Source organism: Pseudomonas sp. Z3-8, from assembly GCF_051131975.1.
Lineage (GTDB): Bacteria > Pseudomonadota > Gammaproteobacteria > Pseudomonadales > Pseudomonadaceae > Aquipseudomonas.
Genome location: NZ_CP071643.1, coordinates 1,667,526 through 1,680,679, shown reverse-complemented (window position 1 = coordinate 1,680,679; position 13,154 = coordinate 1,667,526). Strand labels below are relative to the sequence as shown.

Here is a 13,154-nt window from a genome sequence, read left to right as displayed (position 1 = left end):
ACACCGGGCGGCAAAAACACCCCAGTCCCTGTGGCGAGGGAGCTTGCTCCCGCTCGGCTGCGAAGCAGTCGTAAAGCTGGCTGACGCGATCCTTCCGAACAGTCGCGTCGTCCGGATTGGGGCGGCTTCGCCGCCCAGCGGGAGCAAGCTCCCTCGCCACAGGGGACCGATTCCCGATCAGCTCAGGCTGTCATCGACCACCAGGACCAATTTCCCGGACACCTGATTGGTCGCCAGCTCGGCAAACGCCGCCTCGGCATCGCTGATCGCAAACGTCCTGGCCAATTGCGGGCTCAGGCGCTTGTCGGCGAACAACGGCCACACCTGCTGCCCCAACTCGGCGATCAGGTCGGCCTTGAACTGATCATTGCGACTGCGCAAAGTCGAGCCCAGCAACTGGATACGCTTGCCCAACACCTGGGCCAGATCGAGTTCGGTGGTGCGCCCGCCCATGAGCCCGATCAATACCCAGCGCCCGTCAACTGACAAAAGTTTCACGTTGAGGCTGGCGTAGTTCGCGCCGACCGGATCGAGGATCACGTCGAACGGCCCGAAGTCGTTCAGGCTGTTGATATCGTCGGTGCGCACCACGCCGCCCTGGGCACCGAGCGCTTCGCAATAGGCCAGTCGTTCAGCCGAACCGACGCTGACCCAGCATGGGTTGCCGAACGCCTTGCACAGCTGGATCGCGGCCGAACCGACGCCGCTGGCGCCGGCATGCAGCAGCACTTTTTCACCCGGCCTGAGCCCGGCCAGCTGGAACAGATTCAGCCACGCGGTGGCGTAGACCTCAGGCAGCGCGGCGGCTTCGGCCAGTGACAGGCCTTCCGGCACGGGCAACACATGCCGACCATCGACCACCACTTCCTCGGCCATTGCGCCGCCTGCCAGCAAGGCGCAAACCCGGTCGCCGACCTGCCAGGAGGAACCCGGCCCGACTTCACTGATCACCCCGGAACATTCCAGCCCCAACACCTGGCTGGCGCCGGGTGGCGGTGGATAATGCCCGGCTTTCTGCAACAAATCGGCCCGATTCAGGCCAGCGGCCGCTACACGGATGCGAACTTGCCCGGCATCACACGCCGGACTTGGCTCATCTGCCCATACCACTTGGCCTTCAACGCCTTGCAATGCTTTCACGGTGCCTCCATAGTGAGTCTCGACTGGGCCCGCTGCTGTAACAACGCCGGGCTTTCTTGCATTATGCGCCCGGGCCACATGGAACCGGCGACTTCAAAGACGGCCTAATATGCGTGATCAATTGTCCCTGCGTCGAATCAGCATGAAGCACTTTTTCCCCAGCACTGCACTTGCCCTCTTTATTGGCCTTGGCGCTTCAGCGCTCTCGAACACTGCGTTCGCGGCCAACAGCTGGGACAAGCTTCAGCCCGATCGCGACGAGGTGATCGCCAGCCTCAACGTGGTTGAATTGCTCAAGCGCCATCACTACAGCAAGCCGCCACTCGATGACGCGCGCTCGGTCATCATCTATGACAGCTACCTGAAGCTGCTTGATCCGTCGCGCAGTTATTTCCTGGCCAGCGACATCGCCGAATTCGACAAGTGGAAGACCCAGTTCGACGACTTCCTCAAGAGCGGCGACCTCAACGCCGGGTTCATTATCTACAAGCGCTACCTGGACCGCGTCAAGGCGCGCCTGGACTACGCCCTTGCCGAGTTGAACAAGGGCGTCGACAAGATCGACTTCAATGCCAAGGAAACCTTGCTGGTCGACCGCAAGGACGCCGCATGGCTCAAGAGCACCGCCGACCTCGACGACCTGTGGCGCAAACGCGTCAAGGACGAAGTGTTGCGTATGAAGATCGCCGGCAAGGATCCCAAGCAGATCCAGGAAACCCTGACCAAGCGCTACAAGAATCAACTCGCGCGCCTGGACCAGACCCGCGCCGAGGACGTCTTTCAGGCCTATATCAATACCTTCGCGATGTCCTACGACCCGCACACCAATTATTTGTCGCCGGATAACGCGGAAAACTTCGACATCAACATGAGCCTGTCCCTGGAAGGCATTGGCGCGGTACTGCAGAGCGATAACGATCAGGTCAAGATCGTGCGCCTTGTGCCGGCGGGCCCTGCCGACAAGACCAAGCAGGTCGCCCCGGCGGACAAGATCATCGGCGTGGCCCAGGGCAACAAGGAAATGGTCGACGTGGTCGGCTGGCGCCTGGACGAAGTGGTCAAGCTGATCCGCGGCCCGAAAGGTTCGGTGGTCCGCCTGGAAGTCATCCCGGCCAGCAATGCGCCGAACGACCAGACCAGCAAAGTCGTGTCCATCACCCGTGAAGCAGTGAAGCTGGAAGAACAGGCCGCGAAAAAATCGGTCCTCCAGCTCAAGCAGGACGGCAAGGACTACAAGCTCGGCATCATCGAGATTCCGGCTTTCTATCTGGACTTCAAGGCTTTCCGCGCCGGGGATCCGAACTACAAGAGCACCACGCGCGACGTCAAGAAACTGCTCACCGAACTGCAGAAGGAAAAGGTCGACGGCGTGGTCATCGACTTGCGCAACAATGGCGGCGGCTCGTTGCAGGAAGCCACGGAACTGACCAGCCTGTTCATCGACAAAGGCCCGACCGTGCTCGTGCGTAACGCCGATGGTCGGGTCGATGTGCTCGAAGACGAGAACCCCGGCGCGTTCTACAAGGGACCAATGGCCCTGCTGGTCAATCGCCTGTCGGCCTCGGCCTCGGAGATTTTCGCCGGCGCCATGCAGGACTACCACCGCGCGCTGATCATCGGCGGCCAGACCTTCGGCAAAGGCACCGTGCAGACCATCCAGCCACTGAACCACGGCGAACTGAAACTGACCCTGGCGAAGTTCTACCGGGTTTCCGGGCAGAGCACCCAACATCAGGGCGTGCTGCCTGACATCGATTACCCGTCGATCATCGACACCAAGGAAATCGGTGAGAGCGCCCTGCCCGAAGCCATGCCGTGGGACACCATCCGGCCTGCAATCAAGCCGGCCGTGGACCCGTTCAAGCCGTACCTGGCCCAGCTGAAATCCGAGCATGACGCCCGCACGGCCCAAGACGCGGAGTTTGTGTTCATTCGCGACAAGCTGGCCCTGGCGCAGAAGTTGATGATGGAAAAAACCGTCACCCTCAACGAAGCCGAGCGCCGCGCGCAGCATGCCGACATCGAAGCCAAGCAACTGACCATGGAAAACCTGCGTCGCAAGGCCAAGGGCGAGGAGCCGCTCAAAGAGCTGAAGAAGGAAGACGAAGATCTGATCACCGAGCCGGAAAAAACCAAGCCGGAAGACGACGCCTATCTGAGCGAAACCGGTCGGATCCTGCTCGATTACCTCAAACTCAATACGGCGGTCGCCAAACATTGAGGTGATGGCCTTTTAATGGTGGCGCTCGTCGGAGTGTCATCAAACTGACATCAGTCTGTCGTGAAATACAGGACCGGGCGCACCCCAGCAGGGGTTGCGCCCAGTCCTTTTTTATCGCCAGAGATCGCCATGACCACGACAGAACAGCTGAGTGCCTTGAGCTCAATCCTGAGTCAAAGCGGTTTGCACAGCCTGTTCCAACCGATCATCTGTCTTTCCGAACGACGCATCCTCGGCTACGAGGCCCTGACCCGTGGCCCGTCGAACAGCCCGCTGCACTCCCCCATCGCGTTATTGTCCGTGGCGCGCCAGGCCGGACGCCTCAGCGAACTGGAGCTGGCCTGCCGACGCAGCGCCTGCCAGCGCTTCAATGAACAGAAGCTGCCGGGCAAACTGTTCCTCAACGTCTCGCCAGAATCGCTGCTCGAATCGGCCCACCAGACCGGCCGCACCCTGCAGCTGTTACAGGACTTCGGCATTCCGCCCAGCCAGGTGGTTATCGAACTGACCGAACAAACGCCTATCGATGACTTCCAGCTGCTGCAAACCGCCCTGCATCACTATCGAGCCATGGGTTTTTCCATTGCCCTGGATGACCTTGGTGCCGGGTATTCAAGCCTGCGGCTGTGGTCCGAATTGCGACCTGACTACGTGAAGATCGACCGGCATTTCATCGATGGCATTCACCAGGACGCACTCAAGCGTGAATTCGTCGGTTCCATTCTCAAGATCGCCCAGGCTTCACGGGCCCAGGTGATCGCCGAAGGGATCGAACTGCCGGAAGAGCTCGCCGTGTTGATCGAAATGGGCGTCGACCTGGTCCAGGGATACTTGCTCGCCCGGCCCCAGGAGCATCCATCCCAGGACGCCAAGGCCTTGATGCCCCGCCAGGACAGCGGCGTGGTGCCGCTGGGCGATGAAGTCAACGACCTCACTGCGCTGCTCAACGAACAACCGGCAGTCGCCCACGACACACCGACGGCAGCGGTACTGGAAGCGTTCCGGCGCCAGGCCAACCTCAATTCCCTGGCGGTGCTGGACGACCGTGGCCAACCGTGCGGCATCGTCCATCGTCATTCGCTCTCGGATGCCCTGCTCAAGCCTTTCGCCACCGACCTGTTCGCTCGCAAGCCCATCAGCCGCCTGATGAGCGATGATTTCCTCGCGGTTGAACTGAGCCAGTCACTGCAACAAGTCAGCCGCCTCATCACCAGCCGCGCCCGCCAGCGCATCGAAGAAGACTTCATCATCACCCTCAACGGCGGCTACCTGGGCCTGGGCCGGGTGATCGACGTGCTCAAGCTCATCACCGAGCTGAAGATCCAACAGGCGCGCTACGCCAACCCGCTGACTCTGCTGCCGGGCAACGTGCCCATCCAGCAGTGCCTTACGCGCCTGCTGCAGCAGCGCCAGGAGTCGGTGATCTGCTACGTCGACATCGACAGTTTCAAACCCTTCAACGACATCTACGGCTACGGTCGCGGTGACGAAGTCCTGCTGTGCCTGGCCCAATGCCTGAACGAACGCATTGACCCCAGCCGCGACTTCGTCGGCCACATCGGCGGCGACGACTTCCTGCTGGTCCTCGGCCCGGACGACTGGCGCAAGCGCCTGACCCAACTGCTAAGCGACTTCCAGAACCACTGCCGCCGCTTCTACCGGCCCGAGCATCTGGAAGCTGGATGTTTTACCGCGTTGAACCGACAGGGCATACGACAGGACTTCGCCTTGCTGTCGTTGTCGATCGGGGTGGTGCATCTGCGCGCCGAGGCCTGTGCAGAGCTGGATGCCAGCCAATTGGCGGAAATGGCTTCGCAGGCCAAGCACCATGCCAAGGAGATCGTCGGGGGGAGTTTGTATCTGATTAACGGGCTGGTTGAGCAGGCGCCCGTGGCGGAACTGGGTTTTTCGCTGTGAGCTTCAGGTGAAAACCCTGTGGGTGATAATCACGCTGTGAGTGGTGATCATCCCGTGGCGAGGGAGCTTGCTCCCGCTGGGCTGCTTAGCAGACCCTCTGGGCAGCGCCTCGGTGTGCCTGCTTGATCGAGCAGACTGGTTTGGGGCGGCTTCGCCGCCCAGCGGGAGCAAGCTCCCTCGCCACGAAAAAAACGGTTTCAGGGTTCCTTGCTCTCGAGCGCCTTGAGCTTGATCTCGGCCAGCGGATGCCCGGCCTTCAGGGCCAAGGCCCACCAACGCGCCGCTTCGTCCGGATCCGGCGCCTTGGTGGTAGAGCCTGCCAGGCTGATGACGCCAACCTGATAGGCGGCCTTGCCGTCACCGGCCAGTGCTGCCAGGCGGAGCAAGCGAATGCCTTCTTCCCGTGCGCCGAGCCCTTGGCCGCGAAACGTCAGGATATGCCCGTAGAAGCTCTGGGCGTCGACGTCGCCCAGGTTCGCCATGCGCGCAAACTGGCCTTCAAGCCAGGCCCAGCCACGGGGCTGCCGAACCATCCATGACCAATGGAACAATCGGCGCGCCAGCCAATAACCGGCCCGGGCCTTGATCCGCCAGAGCACTCAGGCCTCCGCCGACTCGGGGTACTCGTATTCGAACACCCGGACCACTTCCGACGCATGCCAGGATGCAGCGGCGACGCCGTCGGAGGGGCCGGAAAAGCGCCCGAGGCGTTCAACACATTCGAAAAAACCGGTGCGTGGCAGGCGACTGGCCCCCTGGCTGATGACCAACGAACTGCGCAATGGCTGTTCGGCCCGGGCGTCCAGCGCCGCCAGGTGTTCGAGTGCGGCGGTCAATGTCTGCATGGCCGGGCTGGGCAGCTGCAGGCGCTCCAGCAAGGCGCGGTACGTCAATAAATGGCGCTGGCGACGCGCCTGGTCCAACTCACCCAACAACCCGTCCCAATGTTGCCGACTGATGCGTACACTCACGATTCATCCCTCCAACCCGGCACCGTCAGTTCCCAGGCCAGACTGCGCTTGATCGCGGCATCGGGCTGACGCTCGCCGCTTTCGATCATGGCCAGATAAGACGGGCTGATGCCTACCGTGCGGGCCAGCGCCTCGATGGCGATGCCCTTCCCTTCGCGCAAACTGCGTAGTTGATCCAGGCCAGGGAGAACCTGGCCGGGTGCCGCCGCATGGCGGACCGTGGCTTCTTGCGGTGCTTGATTGATGCCGGCTGCCTTCAGCAGCGCCTGGTACTGATCCCACGGCAAAACCGCGTACTCGGGCTCTCCGTCGCGCGTGATTATTTGAATATCCATGATTACCCCGTAGGACAACAACACTTAGCAAGTAAGCTTTTTCTTGGAAGTGTAATCCTAATAGCGGCCAAGGTCGCGGGGCGATCAAATCTCGCAGGGAAACGGGCCAGATCAGCTTTTTTTCGGCCCTTGCAGCTGGAGTTGTTCCGGGGTGTCGGGGAGCCTTTCAACCCGCGCAAGTTTCTCCGGCGACTGCTGTTCGCGCCAGGCACGGAAGGCACCCAGCTCGTCGTCGAGGGTTTTCATGATCCAGGCCAGCACCGCGATGTCGTCGAACATGCCTAGCATGGGCAGCAAGTCAGGGATCGCATCGAGCGGGCTGAGGAAATACATGAGGCCCGCCACCACCGAGAGCATCGATTTGGCACTGACGGCGCGGTATTCGCCCCGCCAGTAAGCCAGGCATAGAGCCTGCAGCAGACGCAGGTCCTCCTTGAGCTTGCCGAGGCGCCCGCCCTCCCGGGCGCCCTTGCTGGCAACGGCGAACAGCAGCGTGGGCAGTCTGCCGCGGGCCAGGAGCCGTCCCGCCAGGGGAAGAAATCGCGCGAAATTCCACGGGGCCTTCATTTTTTCTCCCACTGAAATGTTATCCACACAAATTGTGGATAACCTTGTGAACAGAGCTGCATTTCAACGCTGCGCCCCCCGTTTCATAAGGGCCTGGCTTAGATCGGGCGTTTTTTACTCACATAAATAAACGGCAACCACCTACCCGACGGGTCGACCGCATCCAGCACAGCGCTGTACTGCCTATGACTGTAGCTTGCCCTGCGCGTTCGGTTTTTTTGCCACGTCGAATGCCAGATACAAAAACGCCCCGCATGAGCGAGGCGTTTTCATCAAGACAGGCGCAATTACTTGGCTGCGCCTTCTTTTGCCGGATCCTTGATTGCCAGCAGTTCCAGGTCGAATACCAGGACCGAGTTGGCAGGGATCGCCGGGCTCGGGCTCTGGGCGCCGTAGGCCAGGTCGCTCGGGATGTACAGCTTGTACTTCTCGCCGACATGCATCAATTGCAGGCCTTCAACCCAACCCGGGATCACACCGCTGACCGGCAGGTCAATCGGGCTGCCACGCTCCACGGAGCTGTCGAACACAGTGCCGTTAGTCAACTTGCCGGTGTAGTGAACAGTCACCACGTCGGTCGGCTTAGGCTGCGCGCCGCTGGCCTTCTTGACCACTTCGTACTGCAGGCCGGAAGCGGTGGTGGTGACGCCGGCTTTCTTGCCATTTTCTTCGAGGAATTTCTTGCCGGCGGCTGCCGACTCTTCACTCATCTTGGCCATGCGTTCTTCGGCACGCTTTTGCAGCGCGGCAAAGGCTTCGACCAGCTCTTCGTCTTTCAGCTTCTGTTCTTTCTTGCCGACGGCATCTTCGATGCCCTGGGCAACTGCTTTGGAGTCCAGGTCATCCATACCTTCCTGAGCCAGGCTTTTGCCCATGTTCAGGCCGATACCGTAGGAAGCTTTCTGCGCCGGGGTTTTCAGCTCTACGCTGGTCTGCGAGTCACAACCCGCGAGTACCAGGCCAACCAGGGCTACCGCCGCCGCCAACCGATGCTGTTTCATGCTATTTCCTTGTTCATGCGCCTAAAGGGCAATCGAGTAAAGCCGCGAGCTTATCAGGCGGCCACGACCAATGGCTACCGGCATGTGAGCCACAAAGCGATGATAAGTTCAGGTCGGCAAACGCTTTTTGATCCTCGGCAGATGAAGCATCTGTCATCTGTTATACACGGCCAGATCGGCCGCTACTCGTAGCGCGGGGTAATGGCCACTTGCCGGCCAAGCGGCGCTGAGGCATAAGGGCATATTAAAAAAACAAGGACGTAAACCGTGCGCCTCCTCTCTCGCTTTTTATTGCTGATCCTCGCACTGGTCATCGTGGTCGTGGCCGTGGTGCTTTATTACGTGGCCAACCCACGCCTGCCGGCCTACACGCCTGTCCAACAGGTGCACTACCTGGACCAATGGAGCGCCGCCGAGCGACAGACTTACTATTTCACGCCTCAGGGCACTCAGGTCAAAGGCCTGCGTTACGAGTGGTTCACCGCGCTTGAATTGCCGTTCTCGCAACAGCGCTTCGCTTCGCCGGAATACCTGGCGCGCTTCGGTTTTCTGGTCGATCCGGCGCAGAAAGCCACGCCACTGAACCCCGGCAACTTACCGGTGGGCTTCACCCGACACCAGAACGCCGGTAGTAACGAGCAATACCTCGACATTACCTGCGCCGCCTGCCACACCGGCGAATTGCATTTCAAGGGCCAGGCGATCCGGATCGATGGCGGCTCGGCCCAACACGTATTGCCATCGACTGTTCCGACATTGCGCGGCGGCAGTTTCGGACAGGCACTGGTGGCAAGCCTCGCCTCGACTTACTACAACCCATGGAAATTCGAACGCTTCGCCCGCCAGGTGCTGGGCAATGACTATGACGCTCGCCATGAAGAGTTGCGCAAGGACTTCAAGATTTCCCTGAATATGTTCCTGCGCACGGCCTGGAACGACACCCACCGCGGCCTCTACCCCACCGAGGAAGGGCCGGGCCGCACCGATGCCTTTGGCCGCATCGCCAATGCCAGCTTTGGCGATGCCATTTCGGCAGAAAACTACCGGGTCGCCAACGCACCGGTGGATTACCCACAGTTGTGGGAAATGTGGACGTTCGACTGGGTACAGTGGAACGGTTCGGCGCAGCAACCGATGGCCCGCAACGTCGGCGAGGCGCTGGGGGTTGGCGCCACGTTGAGTTTCTTCGATGCCCAGGGCAAGCCGCTGCAAGGCGATGCGCGCTACCCTTCCAGCGTGCGGGTGCGCGACCTGAACAAGATTGAAGAGACCTTGCAACTGCTCAAGCCACCCGTATGGCCGGAAGCGTTGCTGGGTTCGATTGACAAGCCCCTGGCGGCAAAGGGCAAGGCGTTGTTCGAAGAAAACTGCGCCGGCTGCCATGTGCCCAAAGTCGTCCAGGGACCTGACCGGCCGGTGCAACAGTTGCATATGCTGCCAGTGAAGGTGATCGGCACGGACCCGGGCACCGCGAATAATATTGCCGATCACCGTTTCAACCTGACCAGCCTGCAATGGGACCCGGCCGAACTGGCGAAGCTGGAAGTGCAACTGCACCCTGCCCCGACAGAGCCGCTGGACCTCAGCCAGATCTCGGTCGCCAAGGGGTTGGCCTACGTCACCGCATTCGTCGAAAACCGCGCTTACCGGGATGCTGGCGTCACGCCGGTGGAACGTCCGGCACTGGACGGTTTCGGGCTGCCCATCGGCGTCCGTGAATTACGCGCCTACAAGGCCCGGCCATTGGCCGGCGTCTGGGCAACACCGCCGTTCCTGCACAACGGCTCGGTGCCGACCATCTACCAGTTGCTCTCGCCGCAGGCCGAGCGGGCGACCACCTTTTATAAAGGCAGCTTCGAGTACGACCCGCGGCACCTGGGCTATCGCACCGAAGCGTTTGCCAATGCCTTCCTGTTCGACACCCGCATCACTGGCAACCATAACAGCGGCCATGAATTCCGCGCTGGCGAACGAGGCAATGGGGTCATTGGCCGTTTGCTGCAACCGCAGGAGCGCTGGGCGCTGCTGGAGTACTTGAAGGTGCTGGGCGGACCGCTGGAGTCGCAACTGTGATGATGAATCTTTCAGGTAAAAGGATTGCACCATGCTCATAAAGCTCTGGCTGCGCCTCGGCGCCTTTCTGGGCAAGACGCTCCTCTGGCTGCTGGGCATCGGCCTGCTCGGCTGGGCCGTGGCCACGGCCTGGTTCGCCTGGCAACACAGTGGGCCGGTCGCGGACAGGGAACAGATACCGGCCGGTGAAAGCGCCATGACCCAGGACATCATCCAGACCGCCATCCGCATCGTCGACCAGCACCGCGAAGGCACGCGCTACCTGCGCGATGCCCATGCCAAGGCCCACGGCTGCGTGATGGCCGAAGTCCAGGTGCCCGGCGATCTGCCGGCACCGTTGCGCCAGGGCGTATTCGCCGAACCGGGCAAGACCTGGCAGGCGACGATCCGCCTGTCCAACGGCAACGCCTATCCACAGTTCGACAGCCTGCGCGATGCACGTGGCATGGCCATCAAGCTGCTGGATGTGCCTGGCAAGCAATTGCTCGCTGACCGGCAATCGCAGGGCGAGCAGGACTTCGTGATGTTCAATCATCCGAACTTCTTTGTCAGCGATGTTGCCGAATACCGTCAGAACGTGGCGGCCCAGGCTGACGGAAAAAAGGCGATGGCTTTCTTTCCGAGCCTGGATCCACGCAGTTGGCAGATCCGTCATCTGTTCATCGCCCTGGCGACACTCTCCCCGCCTCCGGCGAGCCCGACCCAGACCACTTATTTCTCGGTATCGCCGTACAAGTTCGGCGCGGCCAATGCCAAGTTTCGCGTCGCGCCGGATCCGGACAGCTGCCCAGCCTACACCCTGCCCAAGCAGAACCAGGACCTGCCGAATTTCTTGCGCAGCGCACTGACTCAGCAGTTATCCACAGACCGCGTGCCAGCCTGTTTTGTGCTCCAGATCCAGCGTCAGGACCCGGGCAAATACATGCCGATCGAAGACACCAGTATCGAGTGGCAGGAAAGCGATGCGTCATTCGAGACGGTGGCGCGGATCAAGGTGCCGGCCCAGGATTTCGATACACCCAAGCTGAACCTGGCCTGCGACAACCTGTCGTTCAACCCGTGGTTTGGGCTCGAGCCGCATCGGCCTATTGGCGGTATCAACCGTTTGCGTAAAGCGGTGTATGAGGCGGTCAGCGATTATCGGCATAGTCGGAATGCCGAGCAGTAGCAAAGCGGTAAACGACAGGCAACAAAAAGCCCGCTCATTTGAGCGGGCTTTTTGTTTGGCAACTTGGCGTTCAGTATTCCAAGTGCCGAATATGGCGCAGCGGACGGGACTCGAACCCGCGACCCCCGGCGTGACAGGCCGGTATTCTAACCGACTGAACTACCGCTGCGCGTAACATTGAAAGTTTGGTGGGTGATGACGGGATCGAACCGCCGACATTCTGCTTGTAAGGCAGACGCTCTCCCGGCTGAGCTAATCACCCTGCACTTTCGATGCGGGGCGCATTCTCTCACAGTTTTTTATAACGTGCTGATTTAATTGATAAATCCAGCAAAAAAAATGTGATTCACGCGCACCACAGAAACTCCAGACAGCAAAAAGCCCGCGTTAGCGGGCTTTCTGTGGTGACCTGGCGTTCAGTGTTCCAGGTTACCGAATATGGCGCAGCGGACGGGACTCGAACCCGCGACCCCCGGCGTGACAGGCCGGTATTCTAACCGACTGAACTACCGCTGCGCATAACACTTGAAGCGAATGGTGGGTGATGACGGGATCGAACCGCCGACATTCTGCTTGTAAGGCAGACGCTCTCCCGGCTGAGCTAATCACCCTTCGCTTTCGGTGTGGCGCGCATTCTACGGAGCACTTCCTAAGCTGGCAAGCACTTTTTAATTTAATTTTTTCAGGCCTTCCAAAGGCTTAGCGAAGGGTTGGCCTATGGCGCCGCGAAGAGAATAATGCCCCCCTTTGTATAAAGGAGAGACTCACCCCATGTGGTTCAAGAACCTGCTTATCTATCGCCTGACCCAAGATCTGCCTGTTGATGCCGAGGCGTTGGAAACTGCACTGGCGAGCAAACTGGCACGCCCCTGTGCAAGCCAGGAGTTGACCACTTACGGTTTCGTCGCGCCATTTGGCAAAGGCGAAGACGCCCCCCTGGTGCATGTCAGCCAGGACTTTTTGCTGATTGCCGCACGCAAGGAAGAACGCATCCTGCCGGGCAGCGTCGTCCGTGACGCGGTCAAGGAAAAGGTCGAAGAGATCGAAGCCGAGCAGATGCGCAAGGTCTATAAAAAGGAACGGGACCAGATCAAGGATGAAATCATCCAGGCCTTCCTGCCTCGCGCTTTCATCCGCCGTTCGTCCACGTTCGCCGCGATCGCGCCGAAACAGGGCCTGATCCTGGTCAACTCGGCCAGCCCGAAACGCGCCGAAGACCTGCTTTCGACCCTGCGCGAAGTCATCGGCACGCTGCCGGTGCGCCCGCTGACAGTGAAGACGGCCCCGACCGCGATCATGACCGACTGGGTCAAGACCCAGAAAGCCGCAGACGATTTTTTCGTGCTGGACGAATGCGAACTGCGCGATACCCATGAAGATGGCGGCATCGTCCGTTGCAAGCGCCAGGACCTGACCAGCGACGAAATCCAGCTGCACCTGAACACCGGCAAGGTGGTGACGCAACTGTCGCTGGCCTGGCAAGACAAGTTGTCTTTCGTCCTCGACGACAAGATGGTGGTCAAGCGCCTGAAGTTCGAAGACCTGCTGCAAGACCAGGCGGAACAGGACGGCGGCGACGAAGCCCTCGGCCAACTGGACGCCAGCTTCACCCTGATGATGCTGACGTTCGGCGAGTTCCTGCCGGCGCTGGTCGAAGCGTTGGGTGGTGAAGAGATTCCGCAAGGGATCTAAAAGTAGCGGATAGCCCCTATGGGAGCGAGCCTGCTCGCGAAAGCGGTATGACAGCCACAGCGATGTTGA

The 13,154-nt window shown here is 60.5% G+C and carries 11 protein-coding genes and 4 tRNA genes; 5 read left to right on the top strand and 10 right to left on the bottom strand.

What is annotated here, in order from left to right; genetic code table 11:
* Positions 1-177: 177 nt before the first annotated feature.
* Positions 178-1,140 (bottom strand): zinc-binding dehydrogenase, encoded by a 963-nt coding sequence (locus J3P94_RS07910; protein ID WP_305499489.1) that lies wholly within the window; start codon positions 1,138-1,140, stop codon positions 178-180.
* Between the two features lie 142 nt (positions 1,141-1,282).
* On the opposite strand from J3P94_RS07910, the gene J3P94_RS07905 reads away from it, so the two are divergent.
* The gene (locus tag J3P94_RS07905) at positions 1,283-3,361 is read left to right on the top strand and encodes a carboxy terminal-processing peptidase (protein WP_434574129.1); all 2,079 of its coding nucleotides are present in this window, start codon (positions 1,283-1,285) and stop codon (positions 3,359-3,361) included.
* Between the two features lie 129 nt (positions 3,362-3,490).
* Positions 3,491-5,278, top strand: coding sequence for a bifunctional diguanylate cyclase/phosphodiesterase (locus tag J3P94_RS07900; protein WP_434572488.1), 1,788 nt, complete (start codon positions 3,491-3,493; stop codon positions 5,276-5,278).
* A gap of 197 nt (positions 5,279-5,475) precedes the next feature.
* On the opposite strand, the gene J3P94_RS07895 is transcribed toward J3P94_RS07900, so the two are convergent.
* The 5 genes from J3P94_RS07895 to J3P94_RS07875 all read right to left on the bottom strand — a co-directional run bounded on the left by J3P94_RS07895 (position 5,476) and on the right by J3P94_RS07875 (position 8,152).
* Entirely contained in the window at positions 5,476-5,877 is a 402-nt protein-coding gene (locus tag J3P94_RS07895) for a sel1 repeat family protein (protein ID WP_434572486.1), read from the bottom strand.
* Positions 5,878-6,249: a hypothetical protein gene (locus J3P94_RS07890; protein ID WP_003179080.1), complete on the bottom strand. Its 372-nt coding sequence runs from the start codon at positions 6,247-6,249 to the stop codon at positions 5,878-5,880.
* Entirely contained in the window at positions 6,246-6,584 is a 339-nt protein-coding gene (locus tag J3P94_RS07885; protein ID WP_305499486.1) for a helix-turn-helix domain-containing protein, read from the bottom strand. Before J3P94_RS07885 ends, J3P94_RS07890 begins: the two co-directional genes overlap by 4 nt.
* A gap of 111 nt (positions 6,585-6,695) precedes the next feature.
* Positions 6,696-7,151 (bottom strand): YkvA family protein, encoded by a 456-nt coding sequence (locus J3P94_RS07880; protein ID WP_434572484.1) that lies wholly within the window; start codon positions 7,149-7,151, stop codon positions 6,696-6,698.
* Between the two features lie 287 nt (positions 7,152-7,438).
* Positions 7,439-8,152, bottom strand: a complete 714-nt coding sequence (locus J3P94_RS07875; RefSeq protein ID WP_305499483.1) for an FKBP-type peptidyl-prolyl cis-trans isomerase — start codon at positions 8,150-8,152, stop codon at positions 7,439-7,441.
* A 267-nt stretch (positions 8,153-8,419) separates the two neighbouring features.
* Here J3P94_RS07875 and J3P94_RS07870 point away from each other — a divergent pair, with 267 nt between their 5' ends.
* Together J3P94_RS07870 and J3P94_RS07865 are read left to right on the top strand one after the other, a co-directional pair.
* Positions 8,420-10,225: a di-heme-cytochrome C peroxidase gene (locus J3P94_RS07870; RefSeq protein WP_434572482.1), complete on the top strand. Its 1,806-nt coding sequence runs from the start codon at positions 8,420-8,422 to the stop codon at positions 10,223-10,225.
* 31 nt (positions 10,226-10,256) lie between these two features.
* Positions 10,257-11,393 carry a catalase family protein gene (locus tag J3P94_RS07865; RefSeq protein ID WP_434572480.1) on the top strand — a complete coding sequence of 379 codons (1,137 nt, stop codon included), beginning with the start codon at positions 10,257-10,259 and terminating at the stop codon, positions 11,391-11,393.
* 92 nt (positions 11,394-11,485) lie between these two features.
* Here the strand turns inward: J3P94_RS07865 and J3P94_RS07860 are convergent.
* From J3P94_RS07860 to J3P94_RS07845, 4 genes are all read right to left on the bottom strand, one after another.
* Positions 11,486-11,562: transfer RNA gene (locus tag J3P94_RS07860), tRNA-Asp, on the bottom strand.
* Positions 11,563-11,579: 17 nt separating this feature from the next.
* A tRNA-Val gene (locus J3P94_RS07855) sits at positions 11,580-11,655 on the bottom strand.
* 177 nt (positions 11,656-11,832) lie between these two features.
* Positions 11,833-11,909: transfer RNA gene (locus tag J3P94_RS07850), tRNA-Asp, on the bottom strand.
* Between the two features lie 19 nt (positions 11,910-11,928).
* A tRNA-Val gene (locus J3P94_RS07845) sits at positions 11,929-12,004 on the bottom strand.
* Between the two features lie 160 nt (positions 12,005-12,164).
* On the opposite strand from J3P94_RS07845, the gene rdgC reads away from it, so the two are divergent.
* Entirely contained in the window at positions 12,165-13,085 is a 921-nt protein-coding gene (gene rdgC, locus J3P94_RS07840; RefSeq protein WP_305499478.1) for a recombination-associated protein RdgC, read from the top strand.
* Positions 13,086-13,154 lie beyond the last annotated feature (69 nt).

Excerpts from the sequence above, each read along its gene's own strand:
- J3P94_RS07905 (WP_434574129.1), top strand. The coding sequence starts at position 1,283 with ATGAAGCACTTTTTCCCCAGCACTGCACTTGCCCTCTTTATTGGCCTT.
- J3P94_RS07900 (WP_434572488.1), top strand. The coding sequence starts at position 3,491 with ATGACCACGACAGAACAGCTGAGTGCCTTGAGCTCAATCCTGAGTCAA.
- J3P94_RS07885 (WP_305499486.1), bottom strand. The coding sequence starts at position 6,584 with ATGGATATTCAAATAATCACGCGCGACGGAGAGCCCGAGTACGCGGTT.
- J3P94_RS07880 (WP_434572484.1), bottom strand. The coding sequence starts at position 7,151 with ATGAAGGCCCCGTGGAATTTCGCGCGATTTCTTCCCCTGGCGGGACGG.
- J3P94_RS07875 (WP_305499483.1), bottom strand. The coding sequence starts at position 8,152 with ATGAAACAGCATCGGTTGGCGGCGGCGGTAGCCCTGGTTGGCCTGGTA.
- J3P94_RS07865 (WP_434572480.1), top strand. The coding sequence starts at position 10,257 with ATGCTCATAAAGCTCTGGCTGCGCCTCGGCGCCTTTCTGGGCAAGACG.
- rdgC (WP_305499478.1), top strand. The coding sequence starts at position 12,165 with ATGTGGTTCAAGAACCTGCTTATCTATCGCCTGACCCAAGATCTGCCT.